The 20811-nt window shown below is 60.9% G+C and carries 19 protein-coding genes; 14 read left to right on the top strand and 5 right to left on the bottom strand.

Annotated features, from left to right (window positions below; all coding sequences use genetic code 11):
* Positions 1–47 precede the first annotated feature (47 nt).
* The 11 genes from FJ930_RS19260 to FJ930_RS19310 all read left to right on the top strand — a co-directional run bounded on the left by FJ930_RS19260 (position 48) and on the right by FJ930_RS19310 (position 12945).
* Positions 48–1355, top strand: coding sequence for a replication-associated recombination protein A (locus FJ930_RS19260; RefSeq protein ID WP_140739224.1), 1308 nt, complete (start codon positions 48–50; stop codon positions 1353–1355).
* 212 nt (positions 1356–1567) lie between these two features.
* Positions 1568–2398 (top strand): aspartyl/asparaginyl beta-hydroxylase domain-containing protein, encoded by an 831-nt coding sequence (locus tag FJ930_RS19265; protein WP_140739226.1) that lies wholly within the window; start codon positions 1568–1570, stop codon positions 2396–2398.
* A gap of 418 nt (positions 2399–2816) precedes the next feature.
* Positions 2817–4424: a hypothetical protein gene (locus tag FJ930_RS19270; protein ID WP_246676958.1), complete on the top strand. Its 1608-nt coding sequence runs from the start codon at positions 2817–2819 to the stop codon at positions 4422–4424.
* Between the two features lie 180 nt (positions 4425–4604).
* Positions 4605–5573, top strand: coding sequence for a helix-turn-helix domain-containing protein (locus FJ930_RS19275; RefSeq protein WP_140739232.1), 969 nt, complete (start codon positions 4605–4607; stop codon positions 5571–5573).
* Positions 5574–5713: 140 nt separating this feature from the next.
* On the top strand, positions 5714–7231 hold the full coding sequence (gene adh, locus FJ930_RS19280; protein ID WP_140739235.1) for an aldehyde dehydrogenase: 1518 nt from the start codon (positions 5714–5716) through the stop codon (positions 7229–7231).
* 105 nt (positions 7232–7336) lie between these two features.
* The gene (locus FJ930_RS19285) at positions 7337–7705 is read left to right on the top strand and encodes a DUF779 domain-containing protein (protein ID WP_140739238.1); all 369 of its coding nucleotides are present in this window, start codon (positions 7337–7339) and stop codon (positions 7703–7705) included.
* Between the two features lie 41 nt (positions 7706–7746).
* The gene (gene crcB / locus FJ930_RS19290) at positions 7747–8121 is read left to right on the top strand and encodes a fluoride efflux transporter CrcB (protein ID WP_141839698.1); all 375 of its coding nucleotides are present in this window, start codon (positions 7747–7749) and stop codon (positions 8119–8121) included.
* A 56-nt stretch (positions 8122–8177) separates the two neighbouring features.
* A complete protein-coding gene (locus tag FJ930_RS19295) occupies positions 8178–9158 on the top strand; it encodes an RluA family pseudouridine synthase (protein ID WP_140739244.1) in 981 nt (326 codons plus the stop codon).
* Positions 9159–9160: 2 nt separating this feature from the next.
* On the top strand, positions 9161–10075 hold the full coding sequence (locus FJ930_RS19300; RefSeq protein WP_141839699.1) for a DMT family transporter: 915 nt from the start codon (positions 9161–9163) through the stop codon (positions 10073–10075).
* Positions 10076–10087: 12 nt separating this feature from the next.
* Positions 10088–10879, top strand: coding sequence for an ATP12 family chaperone protein (locus FJ930_RS19305; RefSeq protein WP_141839700.1), 792 nt, complete (start codon positions 10088–10090; stop codon positions 10877–10879).
* A 176-nt stretch (positions 10880–11055) separates the two neighbouring features.
* On the top strand, positions 11056–12945 hold the full coding sequence (locus FJ930_RS19310) for an MFS transporter (RefSeq protein WP_141839701.1): 1890 nt from the start codon (positions 11056–11058) through the stop codon (positions 12943–12945).
* Positions 12946–13023: 78 nt separating this feature from the next.
* Here FJ930_RS19310 and FJ930_RS19315 read toward each other — a convergent pair whose 3' ends face one another.
* The gene (locus FJ930_RS19315; protein ID WP_140739255.1) at positions 13024–13215 is read right to left on the bottom strand and encodes a DUF2735 domain-containing protein; all 192 of its coding nucleotides are present in this window, start codon (positions 13213–13215) and stop codon (positions 13024–13026) included.
* Positions 13216–13532: 317 nt separating this feature from the next.
* On the opposite strand from FJ930_RS19315, the gene FJ930_RS19320 reads away from it, so the two are divergent.
* Positions 13533–14573: a glutamine synthetase beta-grasp domain-containing protein gene (locus FJ930_RS19320; RefSeq protein ID WP_140739258.1), complete on the top strand. Its 1041-nt coding sequence runs from the start codon at positions 13533–13535 to the stop codon at positions 14571–14573.
* A 123-nt stretch (positions 14574–14696) separates the two neighbouring features.
* On the opposite strand, the gene FJ930_RS19325 is transcribed toward FJ930_RS19320, so the two are convergent.
* Entirely contained in the window at positions 14697–15863 is a 1167-nt protein-coding gene (locus FJ930_RS19325) for a P1 family peptidase (protein WP_141839702.1), read from the bottom strand.
* Between the two features lie 32 nt (positions 15864–15895).
* Positions 15896–16498 carry a TetR/AcrR family transcriptional regulator gene (locus FJ930_RS19330; protein WP_141839703.1) on the bottom strand — a complete coding sequence of 201 codons (603 nt, stop codon included), beginning with the start codon at positions 16496–16498 and terminating at the stop codon, positions 15896–15898.
* A gap of 147 nt (positions 16499–16645) precedes the next feature.
* On the opposite strand from FJ930_RS19330, the gene FJ930_RS19335 reads away from it, so the two are divergent.
* Both FJ930_RS19335 and FJ930_RS30240 read left to right on the top strand, forming a co-directional pair.
* Positions 16646–17965 carry an APC family permease gene (locus tag FJ930_RS19335; RefSeq protein ID WP_210245364.1) on the top strand — a complete coding sequence of 440 codons (1320 nt, stop codon included), beginning with the start codon at positions 16646–16648 and terminating at the stop codon, positions 17963–17965.
* Positions 17902–18069, top strand: coding sequence for a hypothetical protein (locus tag FJ930_RS30240; protein ID WP_210245365.1), 168 nt, complete (start codon positions 17902–17904; stop codon positions 18067–18069). The genes FJ930_RS19335 and FJ930_RS30240 overlap by 64 nt, the downstream gene beginning before the upstream one ends.
* Before the next feature lie 698 nt (positions 18070–18767).
* Here the strand turns inward: FJ930_RS30240 and glnA are convergent.
* Positions 18768–20177: a type I glutamate--ammonia ligase gene (glnA, locus tag FJ930_RS19340; RefSeq protein WP_140739269.1), complete on the bottom strand. Its 1410-nt coding sequence runs from the start codon at positions 20175–20177 to the stop codon at positions 18768–18770.
* Between the two features lie 50 nt (positions 20178–20227).
* Positions 20228–20566: a P-II family nitrogen regulator gene (locus FJ930_RS19345; RefSeq protein ID WP_006205430.1), complete on the bottom strand. Its 339-nt coding sequence runs from the start codon at positions 20564–20566 to the stop codon at positions 20228–20230.
* Positions 20567–20811: the final 245 nt, after the last annotated feature.

Here is a 20811-nt window from a genome sequence, read left to right on the forward strand (position 1 = left end):
GAGGGTCATGCTCCAACTTGAAGACAGGCCCCAACCTGAAGATGTAGATGGCCGATCTGTTCAGCGTTGACGAACCGGAAAAGGCGCCGCCCGGAAGGCCGCTGGCCGACAGGCTGCGGCCGAGAAACCTTGGCGAGGTCGTCGGCCAAGAGCATCTGACCGGCCCCGATGGCGCACTGACCAGGCTGATCGGCTCCGGTTCACTCGGCTCGATGATCTTCTGGGGGCCGCCTGGCACTGGCAAGACCACGGTGGCAAGGTTGCTCGCCGGTGAGACCAGCCTTGCCTTCGAGCAGATATCGGCGGTCTTCTCAGGCGTCGCCGACCTCAAGAAAGTGTTCGAGGCGGCCAAGCTGCGCCGCGCCAACGGCCGTCAGACCCTGCTCTTCGTCGACGAGATCCATCGTTTCAACCGCGCCCAGCAGGATTCCTTTCTCCCTGTCATGGAGGATGGAACAGTCGTCCTGGTGGGCGCTACGACCGAAAACCCCTCCTTTGAACTCAACGCGGCCCTCTTATCCCGCGCGCGGGTCATGGTCTTCCATTCGCTCGGCGAGGAGAGCATCGCCAAGCTGATGACGCGGGCGGAGGAAGCGGAGGGCAGGGCGCTTCCGCTCGATGACGATGCGCGGGCGATGCTGATCCGCATGAGTGATGGCGACGGACGCGCATCCCTGACCCTCGCCGAGGAAGTCTGGCGTGCCGCCAAGCCTGGCGAGGTATTCGATCCCGAAGGGTTGCAGCGCATCGTCCAGCGCCGCGCGCCGATCTACGACAAGGGTCAGGACGGCCATTACAATCTGATCTCGGCGCTGCACAAGTCGGTGCGCGGCTCGGATCCGGATGCCGCGCTCTACTATCTCGCCCGCATGTTCGATGCCGGCGAGGATCCGCTCTATCTCGGCCGCCGCCTGGTCCGCATGGCGATGGAGGACATCGGCCTTGCCGACCCGCAGGCGCTGGTGGTGGCCAATGCGGCCAAGGACGCGTACGACTATCTTGGCTCGCCGGAGGGCGAACTTGCCTTTGCCGAGGCCACCGTCTATCTCGCCACCGCACCGAAATCCAATGCCGTCTACACCGCCTTCAAGGCGGCCACGCAGGCAGCCAAGCAGCATGGCTCGCTGCTGCCGCCGAAGCACATCCTCAACGCGCCGACCAAGCTGATGAAAGAGGAAGATTACGGCGCGGGCTATCGCTACGACCATGACGAGCCGGACGCCTTTTCCGGGCAGGACTATTTTCCGGAGAAGATGGGCCGCCAGACCTTCTACGATCCACCCGAGCGTGGTTTCGAGCGCGATATCCGGAAGCGGCTCGACTACTGGGCGAAGCTGCGTAAGGAACGGGAATAGCTGTCTTGCGTGGCCCGGTGGTCGTCACGCTTCGGGCCGAGGCTTCGCCCTGGGGCATTTCACTATCGGTTGTTCTCCATGCGCCCTTCGCCCCCACGGGCCGTTGTGTGGTGACCCAAAAAACCTTATCAAGGCGCACGACCGGGCGGTGGTCGTTGCCGTGATTTTGGCATCACTCATTCGCAACAGGATCGCGCTTCGCGCGTGGAAAAATGACAAAAACCCTTCGCAAGTCCCTTCGCAAATTCGCCATCGCCATTCCGCTTCTCGCCCTTGGCTTCTACTTCATCCCGATCCTGACGACGATCTTCATCGTTTGTGGACTCATTGACGTCTTGCGCAACGACAGGAAGGATCTGTCGCTGTTCAGCGGTTACTTCCTTGGCAACGGCCTGTTCACCTGGCTGCTCTCGCCATTCAATCTGCTGGTGGACCTGCTCTGCTACAAAAATCCGGGCGTGTGGAAGCTGGAGCAGTTTCCAGAAGACTATCAGCGCGAGGTCAATGAGGTCCTTGATATCTTCAAGGCGCGCAAGGACGAGATCATCGCCGACATCGATGCCAATTTCGGTGCCGGTCGGCGCGGCATGTATGTCTATCAGTGGTACGGCAAGCACAAGATAGACAACGTCGCCGAGTTCAACAAGGATTTCAAATACATCAAGACCATCGCCGTTTCCGTCTTCAGCAAGCGCGAATCGACTTCCTGGCATTTCGGTCCGTTGCGGCTCAGCTTGCGCATCCTCTACAATTTGATCCCGGTAAAGTCGGAGATCTTCGTCGAATGCGGCAACGTCAAGAATTACTGGTACGACAATCCGCTGTTCATTTTCGACGACACGCTGCTGCATCGTTCGGTCAACGAGTATGACGGCCGCCGCTACTGCGTGTTCATGGACATCATCAGGCCGTCCCCGGTTCCGCGCCTCATAGCAGGCATGCTTGCCGTCGTGTCGGTCAGCGTCGAACGCATCAATTCGATGTTCTACAAGAACTGGAAGATGATTGGCTCGACCAAGCCCAAGAAGGTCGGAACCACCTGAACCGAAGCCCACTGGCGTAGCCGCTCTCCTGGCCATGCCTTGATGCCTGCAAGCGCAATTCGGTCGTCCGCTGGCGCCCGACCGTTACACTCATGCTTCGCCCAGAGATACGCTGCCAGAGGTGATGTTGGACAGGTTTGGCGCCCATGGTCGCGGCAAACAAAGAGAGGGCTGCTGGCCCTGCTCATGAGGCGCGAACCTCCAGTCGGCGTGATGCAAAGTGTACATCCCATTTTGGCGCTCAATAATTCATCATAAGCCCAAATGAATTGTCTCGGGCGATTCACGTTCGCCGGATCATCTTCTATTCGTTGGACAATGCGCTAAGAATGATTCCGGCGCACAGTCTCTTACATGATCGGCGGCTAAAATGTCACTGAGAAGAATATTAGAACATTATGCGGGAACGTACGTATGCATGGTGCTGCTAAGCATTGCTCTCAGCTCGGCGTACATAGCTCTTGAGGAATACGTTTACTATTGGGATTTCGTTGCCTATTTCAATAGGTTCAAACAGCAGGGTTCGCTCTTGGTCGAGAGCCCTTTCAACTGGCTTGGCCAGTTGGGAAATTCTATTGCCACGGAAGATTATGGTGTTGCGATCCTGGCACCGTTGATGCCTTTCCACATCATTCTTGGCGATTCGAGGTTTGTCTTTATCGCCGGAATAGTTACGGTTTACCTAGTCCCGACGGCTCTTTGCATGGGCAGGTTAAGCTATCTGGAGGCGGTATCCGAGAAACCTTCCCGAGCTTGGCCGGCGGTCTGGATCGCAGCATTTCTCTACACGCCCATCTGGGCGCCGACGCTTCGTGGGCTGCCAGACGTTGCCGGTTGTCTCGCTCTTACCGCAGCGACTTACTTACTTTGGAAGTCGAAGTTCCTGACCCGTGAACCGGTAGCGAGTGGAATTTCCGTCGGCGCATGCCTGTGGCTGGCGTTCATGCTGCGTCGCTGGTACGCCTATGCTGCAATCGGGATTGCTGTTTCCGCAGCGCTTTCCTGTCTGCTGCAGATCTGCAAAGACCGAGACTTGGCTGCGTTTCGCAAGGCCGCGTTAGGCGGAGGGTGCGCGGTTTTCGTCATTTCCGCAACCGCTTTGAACTACCAATTGCCGCTGATCGGCAAGATCTTGGGAACCAACTACGGCGACCTTTACAGCGGATACCGGACGATCTTCATCAACCAGCTTGGCGAAATCGCGTCCCGGCTAAGCTTAGTCAACTGGCTGCTGATCCTGGTGGGCCTTCTGATCTCCGTTTTGCGCCGCAACGGTTTCTCCTTGTTCTCTGCCTCCGCCGCGGTACTCACTTTCTTGTTTTTCACCCGGACGCAAGATCCGGAACGTCATCACTCGATGCCGATCTTTCTTTGGCTTTTTCCCGCCTACGCCCAGGCAATCGTTGCGATCGTTTCGGGGTCAGCGCTGAGAGCACGGTGGGCGACCGTCGCCACAGCCTTCGTCGCCGGGCTCGCTTTTATGGGCACCTTTTTTCCGGTAGGCCGTCAGCTGCTGTCGCCAATCAGCTTCGTTTTTGCCAAGGAAGATACGCTCCCACTTCGCCTCGACAATCTTTCTGAATACAGGCGCTTGATTGCTGACCTATTTGGCAAAATGAAGCCAGAAGATCGCTTTTCCGTATTCGCCTCAGGACCGATATTGAGCGACTCGTTGTTATTCAGTTTGGATGCGAACCTCCTTCCGCACGTTGGATGGATCTGCCAGGTCGATAGTCGTGATCAATTTCGGCCGGGTGCCTTGAAATCCAGGTACGTTGTCGTGACTGACAGGCTTGTTACGCATCTGCAGGCGGGCGCGCAGATTTGCATAACGATTCCGAACCAGTATATTCTTGAGGGGAAAGGCATCGGCGCCGCATACAAGCGCATTGCGGAGTATCGACTGTCCGGCGGCGTTACCGCGTATCTCTATGAGCAGGTGCGCCCGGTCAGCAAGTCCGAAGTCGACGCTCTCTATGGCGAGTTCAGGAAAAAGTATCCGGACTGGACAATTCCTGACTGGTGACGATCACCTGCCCAGGCGGCGCGTGATTGCCGGCTTGGGAGCACTGAGGCGTGGCTTGAACCATCGTCCTATGGCGTCATCGGGCATCGGTCTTCTAGACTAAGACGTAGTGCGGCGGATATATCTGGCCAGATATAGCGTTGCTTGAGTTGCAAGCGACAATCGCCTTGGGAGGATGAGGTGAGCGGACGGCGGCCGGCTGGTCATGCGGATTTGATCCAGACCTCCATCGCCAACAGCGACGCTGCGCGTTCGGCGCTGGTTGCTTCCTGGCGACGTTCGCTGACATTGCACGGCCTTGATCCGGCCGAACGCAAGTCGCCTCGGCGCCTTACCGAAGGCGAGCTGCGCCAGGCCAGGCAACGTATGGAGCCGCTGCTGCGCGCCGCGGATGCGAGCCTCGATCGTCTTCACCTCGCCGTAGGCGGCGTCGGCTGCTGTGTGCTGCTTGCCGATCGTGACGGCATTCCCGTCGAACGTCGTGGTGCCGCCGCCGACGACGATACGTTCGACGAGTGGGGCTTGTGGACGGGCACCGTGTGGAGCGAGGACTCCGAGGGCACCAATGGCATCGGCACCTGTCTTGCCGATCAGCGCGCGCTCACCATCCATCGCGACCAGCATTTCTTTTCGCGCAACACTCTGCTCAGTTGCACCACGGCCCCGATCTACGATCACGAAGGCAATCTGGCGGCCGCGCTCGATGTCTCCTCTTGCCGGTCGGATCTGACTGAAGGATTCGTCAACCTGATCGCCATCGCGGTAGGCGATGCCGCGCGCCGCATCGAGGCCGAGAACTTCCGCTTGGCGTTTTCCGATGCCCGCATCCTGCTGGCGCCGGTGGCCGAGCGCAGTGCCAGCGCATTGATCGCCGTCAATGCCGACGATCTGGTGGTCGGGGCAACACGCTCCGCCCGGCTCGGCCTTGGCATCACCCGGCAACTCCTGATCAAAGGCCTTCCTGCCGCCGACATTCTCGGCGACTCGGCCAGGGCAAGCGAGCATCTCGACGAGGCGGAGCGCGGCGTGGTTCAGCGGGCCATGGCACGCGCCGAGGGCAATGTGTCGGCGGCTGCCAGCAATCTTGGGATTTCGCGGGCGACCCTGCATCGCAAGCTTGCGCGCTTCGGCATCCGCCGCCCACACTGAGCTTTGGGCCAGCGACTGTCGCAGATCTGCGACAGTCCGCGTTGGTGAACGCCCGCGACCGGGCTGACAAACCTCAGTCCATCCGCAACTCTTCCCAGCGACGCGCCACATGCCGTGGCGCTCATATTGGGAGGAAGACGATGAACAAGGTGGAATTTTCCCGCGCGGCCAAGGTTCCCTTCGCCAAGCGCTACGACAATTATATCGGCGGCAAATGGGTCGCCCCGCATTCAGGGAAGTATTTCGAGAACATATCGCCGGTGACCGGCCGGCCACTGGGTGAGGTCGCTCGCTCCGACGCCAGGGATATCGAGGCAGCACTCGATGCCGCGCACAGGGCCAGGGATGCCTGGGGGAAGACGAGCGCAGCCGCTCGCGCGCTGATCCTCAACCGCATCGCCGACCGCATGGAAGACAATCTCGATCTGCTGGCGCTCGCCGAAACCTGGGACAATGGCAAGCCGATCCGCGAGACGACCGCCGCCGACCTGCCGCTGGCCATCGATCATTTCCGTTACTTTGCTGGTGCCGTGCGTGCTCAGGAGGGCGGCCTTTCCGAGATCGATCACGACACTGTCGCCTATCATTTCCACGAGCCGCTCGGCGTCGTCGGCCAGATCATTCCCTGGAACTTCCCGCTGCTGATGGCGGTCTGGAAACTGGCTCCGGCGCTTGCCGCCGGCAATTGCGTGGTGCTGAAGCCCGCCGAACAGACACCCGCCACCATCATGCTGTGGGCCGACCTGATCGGCGATCTCCTACCGGAGGGCGTGCTCAACATCGTCAATGGCTTCGGCCTCGAGGCCGGCAAGCCGCTCGCTTCGTCGAACCGCATTGCCAAGATCGCCTTCACCGGCGAGACGACGACCGGGCGGCTGATCTCGCAATATGCCAGCCAGAACCTCATCCCGGTGACACTCGAACTCGGCGGCAAATCGCCCAATATTTTCTTCCAGGACGTGACGGCGGAAGATGACGATTTCTTCGACAAGGCGATCGAAGGCTTCGTCATGTTCGCGCTCAATCAGGGCGAGGTCTGCACCTGCCCCAGCCGCGCGCTGGTGCATGAGAAGATCTATGACAAGTTCATGGAAAAGGCGCTGAAGCGCGTCGAAGCGATCGTCCAGGGCGATCCCCTCGATCCGGCAACCATGATCGGTGCGCAGGCATCGAGCGAACAGCTGGAGAAGATCCTGAGCTACTTCGATATCGGCCGCAAGGAAGGCGCCGAGGTGCTGGCGGGCGGTGAGCAGAACCATCTGCCGGGGGATCTGGCGGGCGGCTATTACGTCAAGCCGACCGTGTTCAAGGGCAACAACAAGATGCGCATCTTCCAGGAGGAAATCTTCGGGCCGGTGGTGTCCGTGACGACCTTCAAGGACGACGACGAGGCGCTGTCGATTGCCAACGACACGCTCTATGGCCTCGGCGCCGGCATCTGGAGCCGCGACGCGAACCGCTGCTATCGTTTCGGCCGCGCCATCCAGGCCGGGCGCGTGTGGACCAACTGCTACCATGCCTATCCCGCGCACGCGGCATTCGGTGGTTACAAGCAGTCCGGCATCGGACGGGAAAATCACAAGATGATGCTCGATCACTATCAGCAGACCAAGAACATGCTGGTCAGCTACAGCCCGAAGAAGCTCGGTTTCTTCTGATTGCCTCCCGAAGCAACACATGATCTTCCCACAGGGATCATGAGTATCCGGGGCGCGGCTGCACATGCCGCGCCCCGGATGGTTTGGGAGATGAAGGAGGGCGGTATGTCCGACAGGATTTCACTCGGAAAAGTTTCGGCCACGCCGGGAGCCATCGCTTTCCTGGCTGAGATCGTTGCCGATCACGGGCCGGTGCTGTTTCACCAGTCCGGTGGCTGCTGCGACGGATCATCGCCGATGTGCTATCCCCGCGGTGAGTTCATTGTCGGCGACAACGACGTCATGCTGGGCGAGATCGGCGAAACGCCGGTCTATATCAGCGCCTCGCAATATGAGGTGTGGAAACATACCGACCTCATCATCGACGTCGTGCCGGGCAGGGGTGGCATGTTCTCCCTCGACAACGGGCGCGAAAAGCGGTTTCTGACGCGCTCAACCGTCTGTGCCATCCCCGAAACGCCCTTGCGGGCCTGAAGGGATTGACGCCGCCGCCCTCGCAGGGGCAGTAGACGGCCATGTTCAATCTGCTTCTCGTTGTCATCGGCGGCGGCATCGGCGCCGGCATTCGCCATCTGACCAGTATGGGCACGCTGCGCTTTGCGGGCCCCAACTATCCCTGGGGCACGATGGCCATCAACATCGTCGGCTCCTTCGCCATGGGCCTGTTCATCGCTATCCTGGCGCGCCGCGGCGGATCGAACGAAATCAGGCTCTTTGTCGCCACCGGCATCTTCGGCGGCTTCACCACCTTTTCGGCTTTTTCGCTCGATTTCGCGACGCTTTGGGAGCGGGGCGCCACGCTGCCCGCGTTTGGATATGCGCTGGCCAGCGTCATTGGCGCCATCATCGCCTTGTTTTTGGGTCTTTGGCTCGCAAGAAGCCTGCCTTAATGCTATTGGCGCGCCGAGAGCCGGCCAAGCCCCGCTCGGAAAACAGGTAAGAAAATATGGCAGGCGTTGAACAGATCACGGTGGAAGCCGGCGAGGCGGGCATGCGGCTCGATCGCTGGTTCAAGACCCATTTCCCGGGCCTTGGCTTTGGCCATCTGCAGAAACTGCTGCGCTCCGGCCAGATCCGCGTCGACGGCGGCCGCGTCAAGGCCGACACCCGCGTCGAGCCGGGTCAGCTGGTGCGTATTCCGCCGCTCGAGGTGGACAAGAAGGGCGACAGCCCGCTCACCGGCCATTCGATCCGCAACCAGGGCGACGCCGACGTGCTCGCCAAGATGCTGCTGCATGAGGATCCGAAGGTCTTCGTCTTCAACAAGCCGGCGGGGCTTGCCGTGCAAGGCGGTTCGGGCGTCACCCGCAATGTAGACGACATGCTGGAAGCCTGGCGCAGCCAGAAGGGCGAGAAGCCAAGGTTGGTTCACCGGCTCGACCGCGACACGTCGGGTGTGCTGGTCGTTGCCCGCACGAGACTGGCCGCGATGAAGCTCTCCGAGGCCTTCCGCGCTCGTGAGACCAAGAAAACCTATTGGGCGCTGGTCAAGGGTGTGCCGCCCAAGCGCGAGGACAAGATCTCGACTTGGCTGATCAAGGAGGCGACGCCAGACGGCGACCGGGTGCGCATCGCAGCACACGGCGAAAAGGGCGCCGACCACGCCGTCTCCTACTACCGCATCATTGAGCAGGCCGCCCAGACGATGACCTGGCTTGAGATGGAGCCCTACACTGGCCGCACGCACCAGCTTCGCGTCCATGCCGCCTATATCGGCTGTCCGATCATCGGTGACCCCAAATATTTCGAAGCCGACACCAATTGGGATTTTCCCGGCGGCATTCAGAACCGCTTGCATCTGCACGCGCGTCGCATCGTCATCCCGCATCCCGACAAAGGCTTCATTGACGTCACCGCCCCGATGCCACCACACATGCGCCAGAGCTGGAACCTGATCGGTTTCGACGAGCAGAGCGCGGAGGACTGATTGTGAGTGGCGCCACCGACGTGCTGGACCGCCGCGACACGGTCGACATCGCCGCCGCTGCCATCATGGTCGGCCTGACCTTTTCCTGGGGCCTGAACTACGTCGCCGCCAAGATCTCTTATGCCGGCTACGATCCCGTCTTCCTGTCGATCGCGCGCTCGGTCATTGGCGGCTTCTTTGTCTTTCTCTGGTGCCGCTGGCGCGGCATCGCGCTTTTCACCCGGGATGGCACGTTGCTCGCCGGTATCGCTGTCGGCGTGCTTTTCGGCATCGAATTCCTCTGCCTCTATGTTGGGCTGGAGCACACGACCGTGGCCCGCAACACGCTGCTGGTCAATTCAATGCCGTTCTGGATGCTGGTGGGTGGGCATTTCCTGCTTGGCGAGCAGGTCACCTGGCGCAAATTCCTCGGCCTGTTATTGGCCTTCGCCGGCCTTGCCACGGTCTTTTCCGATAAGCTTGGCGGCGGCGACATGCTGTTCGGTGATCTCCTGAGCCTCGGCTCCGGGTTCTTCTGGGCCTTGACCAATATCCTCATCAAACGGTCGAAACTGGTTGAGGCGAGCGCCGAGAAGCTGTTGCTCTATCAACTCGCCGGCGCGGCGATCGTCGGCATTTTGGTGCTGCCTCTCGCCGGTCCGCCGGTCCGCGATCCCACTTTGTTGCCGACATTGGCGCTGCTTTTCCAAGCGATCTACATCGTCGCTTTCACTTATGTCCTATGGTTCTGGCTGCTGCGCCGCTATCCGGCCTCCGGCCTGTCCAGCTTCACTTTCCTGTCGCCGGTTTTCGGTGTCTTGTGCGGTGCCTTGATCTTGAACGAGCCGCTGACCATTCGCATTTTTCTGGCACTTGGCTTGATTGTAGCGGGCCTGATCATCGTCAACCGGCCAGCACGTAAGCTGACGCCGGTGTAAGAGAGAGATTTCATGCGTGATATCCTCAACGACCTCGAAGCGGGCAAATATCTTTCCGATCCGGATCCGGTGCGTCGCGCCCAGATTCAAATGAAGACGCCGCTGCCCAAGCGCTTCTACAAGACCGTTTCGGTTGTGCCGATGGAGGGAGGGTTTGCCGTCCATCTCGACGGCAAGCCGGTGCGTACGCCGGGCAAGGCGCTGTTGGCGCTGCCGACCCAGGCGGCGGCAGCGCTTGTGGCCGACGAGTTCGCCGCGCAGGACGAGACCATCAATCCGGTGACGATGCCGGTGATGCGCCTCGTCAACACCGCTTTGGACGGAGTCGCCAGCGATCCGCAGGCCGTGCTGGAAGACATACTGCGTTTTGCCTCGTCGGATCTGCTCTGCTACCGCGCCGACGCGCCGCAAGGGCTGGTCGAGCGGCAGAACGAGCAGTGGGATCCGGTCATTGACTGGGCCCGTGCGGCGCTCGGCGCCCGCTTCAACCTTGCCGAAGGGATCATCCATGTCGAGCAGCCGCGCGAGACGATCGCCGTTCTGGGCAGTCATCTTGCCCAGCGCGCGCAGCCGCTGCGGCTGGCCGCCATCCACGTCATGACCTCGCTGACCGGTTCGGCGCTGCTGGCGCTCGCCGTCGATTTCGGCGAGCTCGACGGTGAGGCGGCCTGGGCCGCCGGCCATGTCGATGAGGACTGGCAGATCGCGCATTGGGGGCAGGATGCCGAAGCGGTCGCGCGCCGCGCGGCCCGCAAACGGGACATGATGGCTGCCGTCAATCTTCTCGAAGCGCTCAAGGTCTGACCGGCCGGTTTATTGCCGCACCGCACCTAATACCAAAGTCATAATCCCAAAGGCGCTCTGCCTTAGACCCCGTCTTTCTGTCATTTTTTGATGGCTGTCGTGAGTCCGCGTTCGCAGGAGAACCCGGACGCTGCCACGCGGCATCGAGGACAAGGGTCTCACGGGAGGATAACTCAATGGCAATGGCATCAACCGCCGGCGGAACGAGCCGCGGCATGACGCGGGAGGAGAAGAAGGTCATCTTCGCCTCTTCGCTCGGCACCGTTTTCGAATGGTATGATTTCTATCTCTACGGCTCGCTGGCGGCCTTCATCGGCTCGACCTTTTTCAGCCCGACAATTCCCGAGGCGACCCGCAACATCTTCGCGCTGCTGGCCTTTGCCGCCGGCTTCCTCGTGCGCCCCTTCGGCGCGCTGGTATTCGGCCGCATCGGCGACCTTGTCGGCCGCAAATACACCTTCCTCGTCACCATGACGATCATGGGCCTGTCGACCTTCCTGGTCGGTCTGCTGCCCGGTTATGCGACTTTGGGCATCGCGGCTCCGGTGATCCTGATCGTCCTGCGCATGCTGCAGGGCCTTGCGCTTGGCGGCGAATATGGCGGCGCCGCGACTTATGTCGCCGAGCACGCGCCCGACGATCGCCGCGGGTTCTACACGTCGTGGATACAGACGACGGCGACGCTCGGCCTGTTCCTGTCGCTGATCGTCATCCTGATCGTGCAGGGATCACTGAGCAAGGAAAGCTATGCCGCCTGGGGCTGGCGCATTCCGTTCATCGTCTCCTTCGTTCTGCTTGCCGTTTCGATCTGGATTCGGCTGTCTCTCTCCGAATCTCCAGCCTTCCAGAAGATGAAGGACGAAGGGAAGGGCTCCAAGGCTCCGCTATCGGAAGCCTTCGGCCAGTGGAAGAACGCCAAGATCGCCCTGCTGGCGCTGCTCGGCCTTACCGCCGGCCAGGCCGTGGTCTGGTATAACGGGCAGTTCTACGCACTGTTCTTCCTGCAGAATGTGCTGAAGGTCGACGCGCAGTCGGTCAACATCATGATCGCCATTGCACTGGCGCTCGGCTCGATCTTCTTCGTCGTCTTCGGGTGGCTGTCCGACAAGATCGGCCGCAAGCCGATCATCATGGCCGGCCTCGCGCTTGCCATCGTCTGCACCTTCCCCCTGTTCAAGGCGCTGACATGGGCCGCCAATCCGGCGCTCGCCAAGGCGCAGCAAAATACGCGGGCAACGGTGACGGCAGCACCCGGCGACTGCAAGTTCCAGTTCAATCCGGTCGGCACCGCGAAGTTCACGACGTCCTGCGACATCGCGACTTCATTCCTGACCAAAAACTCGGTTCCCTACGACGTGGTGTCGACGGCCGCGGCCGGAACGGCTGCATCGGTCAAGATCGGCAACGAGACGGTGGCGTCCTACGATGCGGTCGCCGCCGGCGATCAGGCCAAGGCCAAGGACGCTGCCTTCGTCAAGGCCGTCAATATGTCGTTGCAGGATAGCGGCTATCCGCTGAAGCGCGCGGCAATCAAGGTTGCGGACCAGAAACTCGACGCCTTCATCGCGGCCAATCCCGAGTTGAAGCTCGATGCCGCGACCATCCGAGGCGGTGAGAAGGCGACTGTTCCGACTGATAAGGCAGTCACCGACAAGCTGTTGACCAAGGACGAGGCGGCGGGCGCGCCAGAAGTCACCGTCTATAACATTCCGGGCGGCGGTGCCTTCGCCATGGTCGCTGATCCCGCGGCCGTGAACTGGCCAATGACGATCGGCATCCTGTTCATCCTGGTGGTATTCGTGACCATGGTGTACGGACCGATCGCCGCGATCCTGGTCGAGATGTTCCCGACCCGTATCCGCTACACCGGTATGTCGCTGCCCTATCATATCGGCAATGGCTGGTTCGGCGGCCTGCTGCCGGCGACCGTGTTCGCGCTCAGCGCCTACAAGGGCGACATCTACTATGGCCTCTGGTACCCCGTGGTGATCGCGGCGATGTCGCTGGTCATCGGCATGATCTTCGTCAGAGATACGCTCGGCACCGATTTGGACGCCAAGCAATAGCCGGCTGGTTGAGCTTAAACAAAGCCCGGCGCGAGCAATCGCGCCGGGCTTTTCATATCCGAGCCTGAAGAATGCGGATCAGCTCTTGCGCTGGTTTTCGTCTTCGATCGCCGCTTCGTGGTACCAGCCGTCAAAATCGATGTGCGTGCCGCGCAGGGATGCGAGCTCTGCCGCGAATTTGGCCTTCGCGCCTAAATTTGCAGCAGATTTGCGTGCTGCCAGAGGGAACATCAGAATTTGTGCCGACGGACGGGAGGTGGCGACTTCCACGGGCATTCTCCTTTCTTCTGCAGGAGCTTGTCGATTCAGCTTTTCCGCAAGATAGGTTCTGCGACTCCTTTAGGCAATATGCCTATGAAAAGATCAGTATTTGCCTGTTATTCATGCATTTCTGGCCTGTGACCGATCTCGGTCCATTGCTGAGGCGGCTCAGCAAATTCAATGAGGTATCGCAGCCATTTTGCCGCACCCGAAGACACCCGAGTGGCACACGAATTGCTTTTTAGTGATCCGGCAAGGCCGGCTGCTGAGGGCAAGCGCAAGTCGACGCCGTTCAGTGTTCGGTGATCAAGCAACGAGAGGCTAGAATGACGAAATACAAGCTCGAGTACATTTGGCTCGATGGATATACCCCGGTCGCCAACCTTCGCGGCAAGACGCAGGTCAAGGAATTCGCCGAGTTCCCGACGCTCGAACAGCTGCCATTGTGGGGCTTCGATGGATCCTCGACCATGCAGGCCGAGGGCCGCAGCTCCGACTGCGTGCTGAAGCCGGTGGCGCTCTACCCGGATCCGGCCCGCACCAACGGTGTTCTCGTCATGTGCGAGGTCATGATGCCCGATGGCGTGACGCCACACGAGTCCAACAGCCGTGCGACCATTCTCGATGACGACGGTGCCTGGTTCGGTTTCGAGCAGGAATATTTCTTCTACAAGGACGGCCGTCCGCTCGGCTTCCCGGACAGCGGCTATCCCGCGCCGCAGGGCCCGTACTACACCGGCGTCGGCTACAAGAATGTTGGCGATGTCGCGCGCCAGATCGTCGAGGAGCATCTCGACCTTTGCCTCGCCGCCGGCATCAACCATGAAGGCATCAACGCCGAGGTGGCCAAGGGCCAGTGGGAATTCCAGATTTTCGGCAAGGGTTCCAAGAAGGCTGCCGACCAGATCTGGATGGCTCGCTACCTGCTGCTGCGGCTGACCGAAAAATACGGCATCGACATCGAGTTCCATTGCAAGCCGCTCGGCGACACCGACTGGAACGGCTCGGGCATGCACTGCAACTTCTCGACCAAGTACATGCGTGAAGTCGGCGGCAAGGCCTATTTCGAGGCGCTGATGGCGCAGTTCGACAAGAACCTGATGGACCACATCGCCGTCTATGGTCCCGACAACGACAAGCGCCTGACCGGCAAGCACGAGACCGCGCCGTGGAACAAGTTCAGCTATGGCGTCGCCGACCGTGGTGCCTCGATCCGCGTGCCGCACTCCTTTATCAAGAATGACTACAAGGGCTATCTGGAAGACCGCCGTCCGAATTCGCAGGGCGACCCCTACCAGATCGCCTCCCAGGTCCTGAAGACGATTTCGCAGGTTTCGACCGACGCCTCGGTTTCGGCCGCGGCGTGATTCTTTTGGCGGCGCGGATCGCAGGATCTTCGCCGCCATCTAAAGAACGGTCACGAAAAAGCCCCAGCGGAGACGCTGGGGCTTTTTCGTGATGCTTGCGAGGTGCGGCTATGCCGATCGCGTTCAGCCAGCGATCATTCCGCGTGCCTTTAGCGCTGCCACCACCTTGGCATGCGGCATCGCCGGGCTGCGGTTGCCGTCGCGGCCGACCATGTCCTGATTGGCGACCAGTGCGTTGAGTACGTCTTCCTCGGCCGCTTGCACTACGGCCGTATAAAAATCGTCCATCCGGCCCCAAGGGATGAAATCGATATGCCCATAGCTCTGTTCGGTGGCCGGTCCCTGCGGGAAGCGGCCGTTGAGCGCGTCGCGGTTGGCGGTCGAGAAGGCTAGAAAAATGTCGCCGGAGAAATGCGAGCCGGCGGTGCCGGTCCGCGCCAGGCCGAGCGGCACGCGCCGGGCCAGCGCCTTGCATTGGCCGGGCAAAAGCGGCGCGTCGGTGGCGACGATGCCGATGCAGGAACCGGCGCCAGTCGGGCCGCCGCGAAAATAAGATTCCATCGGGTTGTCATCACTCAGCCGCTCGCCGAGCGGCACGCCGGCGATGGTGAGTTCATCGCGTGACCCGAAATTGGCCTGCAGGAAGACGCCGACCGTGTAGGAGCAATGGCCGTAGTCGACGATCCGCGAGGCTGTGCCGGAGCCGCCCTTGAAGGCGTAGCAGTTCATGCCAGTGCCTCCGCCGACCGAGCCTTCCTCGATGCGCCCGCTCGCCGCATTGTCGATCGCCGCGGTCGCGTGATCGACGGTGACATGCGAGCCGTTGATGTCGTTGAGATAGCCGTCCCAGGTTTCGGCCACCACGGGCAGCAGCCATTGGTTCGCGACATCGGGCTTGTGGCGCGCCACCCAGTCGATGATGCCGCGATGGCAAGGGCCGACCGCATGGGTGTTGGTGATCAGGATGGGCAGGCTGATGCTGCCGGCCTCCTCGATCCACGATGCGCCGGTCATCTCGCCATTGCCGTTGAAGGAATGATAACCGGCGGCGCAGGCAACGCCGACGCCGTCATGGCCAAACGGCAAAATGGCTGTCACTCCGGTGCGTACCGGTCCCTGCCCAAGCTTGAGCTTGCCTTCGCCTTTGATAATCGTCGAGTAACCGACCAGGACGCCCTCGACGTCGGTGATGGCATTGGCCGGACCGGGCGTGCCTTGCAAGGGGATGGCGAGTGCGCGGGCTCGCGCTTTGCCGGCTGGTGTGGCGGTCTGGGTCGGCAGTTGGTCCATGCTTTGGTTTTGCTCCGTTGATATTAGCCGACTCAGCGGAGGCTGCAGCCGGTTGCAAGCTCGGCATAGCTGGCCAGGATCGCCATCGCCGAAGATTGATCGACCGCAGGCACGACGTTGACCAGGTGCAGCCCCAGGCCGTCCTCGAGCACCACCAGGCTGCGTGCAATGGTCTCGCTCGTCGCCTGCAGTTTGAAGATGCCGGTGGCGGCGCCCGCTTCGAGAATGCCGACATAGATCGACACTTGCCGCTCGAACAAAGTGATGTGGCGGGCAGCATAGCTTGCATCCGAACGCGAATAGGCGCCGAGCTCGAGCAGCAGCCGGCAGAGCTGGTCATCCGCATCGGCCGGCAGTCCGCTCTCGATCATCGTTTTCAGCCGCAGCCGGGGGTCGGCGATCTCGGCCACGGATGCCGCGCGTATCGTGCAGAACCGCTCGACGGCCTTGCGCTGCACATCGTCCAGAAGGTCCTTCAGACCGGGATAATAATAGAGCAGGGCGCTGGAACTCATCCCTGCCTCATTGGCAACGTCGCGCAGCGTGACGCCGGCAAGGCCGCGCCTGGCGATCATCGATTCTGCTGCCGCGACCAAGGTCAGGCGGCGATCGGTCTGGGTTTTGGGTCTTCCCATTTCTGTTTCCTGAATTAGATTCAGTTTAAGGCTGGCGATTGAAATTAAGCAAGTATAAATTCGCCTAATTTGTTGACGGTACCCGACTCCGTCGATAGGTTCCGTTGCGGAGGATAATTTTTATCATATTAAAAAAAGGGGAGGAGAATGTCTACAAACGAAGCAACCACAGGGGCAGCGCACAAGGCTGCGCCAACCGCCAAAGGGCTTGATCGGGCGCTCAACGCGCTCGGCACGCTGATGATCGTCTTGTCGGCCGTGACGCCGGCATCCTCGGTGTTCATCATCGTACCGGGTGTCATCGCGCTGGCCGGCACAGGCTCATTCCTGAGTTTCGTGCTCGCCGCCGTAATCGGCCTGTTCATGGCCTTCGTCTATGCGGAGCTGTCGTCGGCCTACCCGATGGCCGGCGGCGAGTACACCATGATCGGCCGCACGCTTGGCCGCTTCTGGGGCTTTGTCACCCTGGTGCTGGTGTTCGTCTCGATCGTGCTGATCGTTGCCGTCATCGCGCTCGGTGTCGGCACCTATCTCGGCGTGCTGATACCCAACCTTAGTCCGCAATGGGTCGGCGTGGTGACGATCGCGCTGGCCGGTGCGGTCGCGGCAATGCGCATCAAGCTCAACGCTTTCGTCACCGGCATCTTCCTCGGCATCGAAATGCTGGCGCTGCTGATCCTGACCGGCCTCGGCTTTGCCCATGTCGAGCGACCGCTGTCCAGCCTGTTCACGTCGCCGCAACTGCTTGACGCGACCACCAACACGCTTGTTCCTGCCTCGGCCGGCATCATCCTGGCGTCCACCGCCGTCTCGCTGTTCGCCTATAATGGCTACGGCGCGGCCGCCTATTTCGGCGAAGAGACGCATGACGCCAGGCGCAACATCGGCAAGGTGGTGCTCTGGGCATTGGTTATCACCGTCGCGGCCGAGCTCATTCCGTTGACGGCGGTGCTGCTGGGGTCTCCGGATCTTCCGGGCCTGCTCGCCGCGCCACAGAAGATCGAGTACTTCCTCGAGGCGCGCGGCGGTCACGCGCTGACGGTCCTGATCAGCCTTGCCATTGCCGTTGCCATCTTCAACGCGGTCATCGCCATCATCCTGCAGGCGGCGCGACTGCTGTTCAGCTCCGGCCGTGACAAGACCTGGTTCGGCCCGATCAACGCCGCCATTGCCTCCGTCCATGGCAGCTATGCATCGCCCTGGATCGCCACCATCGTCGTGGCGGTTCTGGCAGCTGTCGCCTGCTTCATCGACATCAACCTTTGTTGGTGGTCAGCGGCACGTCGCTGGTGGTCATCTACCCGCTTTTGTGCGTGGCGGTGTTTGCAGGGCGCCGCAACGGCACAACGGCAGGCGGGCACTACCGCATGCCTTTGTTTCCGGTTCCGGCCATCCTTGCCTTCGTGGCGCTGGTCTATGTCGCCTACCAGAACCTGCTCGATGCCGCCTTCGGGCGCCCGAGCCTGATCGCGACGCTGCTGATCATGGTCGTCGCGGCAATCTACTACATCCTGGTCTTGGCCAGGCGATCGGACTGGAATCTGCACGGCCCCGACGAACTTGCCGGATAGGCGCCCCCTCCGACGTTCAATCCCGTGCGAGAACCCCGGCCCTTACCGGGGTTTTTTTCTGCGCCGGCCTGACGGAGCGAATACACCCAAAAAAAGTCAGGTTGAAAAGGGCGGCTCAAAACCGTCGTGCCGGCCCACCCCCGGCTAACATGCGGTTACCGTGGCTCCGATCGGCAAGCTTGTAAATCGCCCAAAAAGCCCGGAAAACCGCCGGTTATGCGGCGCCTGCCCACTGAAAGGCTCTTATATAAGCTGTTGTTCATACACCGGAATCGGCGGTTTATGCCTCCGGTTGGCGGCGTTGACAGATCGCGCCGCGGCATGCGTATTCGTGGCCTTGGGGTTACGCCAAAGCGATGCTGTTCGAGCGGGGCGGGGTTTCTTGAACGACGGCATTGGCGGGGGCGCCGGACGAGCGGGCATTGCAGCCTGAGGCAGTGCGCCGCTCGCTCCTGGCGTTATCTTTCGTTCTAAAGCCGTCCGCCAACGTGCCTGCAATGGCTTTGTGTCGCGACCTGAACTTCGTCTTCCGCCGGTGGCCACGGGCCGGCCAAGAGCGAATTATCCTTAAAACCAAAAGCAATGAGCCCCGTCGCGCGACTGGCCGCATGCATCTATTGGCGAGTGTTGTGGGGCAGCAAAAAAGCCCCTGAAGGAGGACGTCCTTCAAGGGCTTTGTGACGCTATCCCAGGGGATCTTAGACCGAGTAGTACATGTCATACTCGACCGGATGCGGGGTCATTTCGAAGCGCATCACTTCGGCCATTTTCAGCTCGATGTAGCTGTCGATCTGGTCGTCGTCGAAGACGCCGCCGGCCTTCAGGAAGCCGCGGTCCTTGTCGAGGCTCTGCAGGGCTTCACGCAGCGAACCGCAGACGGTCGGGATCTTCTTCAATTCCTTCGGCGGCAGGTCGTAAAGATCCTTGTCCATGGGCTGGCCAGGATGGATCTTGTTCTTGATGCCGTCGAGGCCAGCCATCAGCATGGCGGCGAAAGCGAGGTAGGGGTTCGCGCCCGGATCGGGGAAGCGGACCTCGACGCGCTTCGCCTTCGGCGACGAGCCGAACGGGATGCGGCAGGAGGCTGAGCGGTTGCGCGCCGAATAGGCGAGCAGGACGGGCGCTTCATAGCCCGGCACCAGGCGCTTGTAGGAGTTGGTCAGCGGGTTGGTGAAGGCGTTGATCGCCTTGGCGTGCTTGATGATGCCGCCGATGTAGAACAGGCAGCTTTCCGACAGGCCGGCATATTCATTGCCGGCGAAGGTCGGCTTGCCGCCCTTCCAGATCGACTGGTGCACATGCATGCCCGAGCCGTTGTCGCCGAAGATCGGCTTCGGCATGAAGGTGGCCGTCTTGCCGTAGGCGTTGGCGACCTGGTGCACGACATACTTGTAGATCAGCATCTTGTCGGCGTTGCGGACAAGCGTGTCGAACTTGATGCCGAGTTCGTGCTGCGCGGCGGCGACCTCATGGTGATGCTTTTCGACGCGCACGCCCATCTCGGCGAGCACGGTTAGCATCTCGGAGCGCATGTCCTGAGCCGAATCGATCGGCGGCACCGGGAAATAGCCGCCCTTGATGCGCGGGCGGTGGCCGAGGTTTCCGGTTTCGTAGTCGGTGTCGTCGTTCGACGGCAGTTCGGTGGAATCGAGCCGGAAGCCGGTGTTGTAGGGATCGGCCTTGTACTTGACGTCATCGAACACGAAGAACTCTGCTTCCGGGCCGACATAGATGGTGTCGCCGATGCCTTCCGACTTCATATAGGCTTCGGCCTTCTTGGCCGTGCCGCGCGGATCGCGGTTGTAGGACTCGCCCGAAACCGGATCGAGAATGTCGCACAGGATGACCATGGTCGACTGCGCGAAGAACGGATCCATGTGGACCGTCTCCGGATCGGGCATCAGCACCATGTCGGACTCGTTGATGGCCTTCCAGCCGGCAATCGAGGAGCCGTCGAACATGACGCCGTCGGCGAACATGTCTTCCTCGACCTCGATGACATCCATCGTCACGTGTTGCAGCTTGCCCTTCGGGTCTGTGAAGCGCAGGTCGACGAATTTCACGTCGTTATCCTTGATCTGCTTCATGATGTCTTTGGCTGTCGTCATGTAATGTATCCCTGTGTGATGACGTTTTTGATGTTTGGAGAATGGCCGTCTCAGACAGCATCCATGCCGGTTTCGCCGGTGCGGATGCGTACGACTTCCTCGATGTTGGAGACGAAAATCTTGCCGTCGCCGATGCGGCCGGTCTGGGCCGCCTTGCGGATGGCCTCGATGGCGCCTTCGACTGCATCGTCGCCGAGCACGACTTCGATCTTCACCTTGGGCAGGAAATCAACGACATATTCGGCGCCCCGATAGAGTTCGGTATGGCCCTTCTGCCGTCCGAAGCCCTTTGCCTCGGTGACCGTTATGCCCTGCAGCCCGGCCTCCTGAAGCGCTTCCTTCACTTCGTCCAGCTTGAATGGCTTGATGATCGCTTCGATCTTTTTCATGTAAAAAGTGGCCTCCACTGCCAAAAAACGGGTTGTGAGCCCCGCTTGCGCCTCCATCAAGCACGAACTGTGCCAGATAGATGGATTCGAAGCGGACTCAAACGATTTCGAAGCCACACCGCCCCGGAATGCGATTTCGCCTCGTTCGGTGCATCGGATGCGGCATAGCTGCTGAAGCCTACACAGTGGTCGAGCTTGCGTCCGCACAAAAATTAGGCAGATCGCCCATCCGCCGTGCAGCTTCG

Source organism: Mesorhizobium sp. B2-4-15 (assembly GCF_006658505.1).
Lineage (GTDB): Bacteria > Pseudomonadota > Alphaproteobacteria > Rhizobiales > Rhizobiaceae > Mesorhizobium.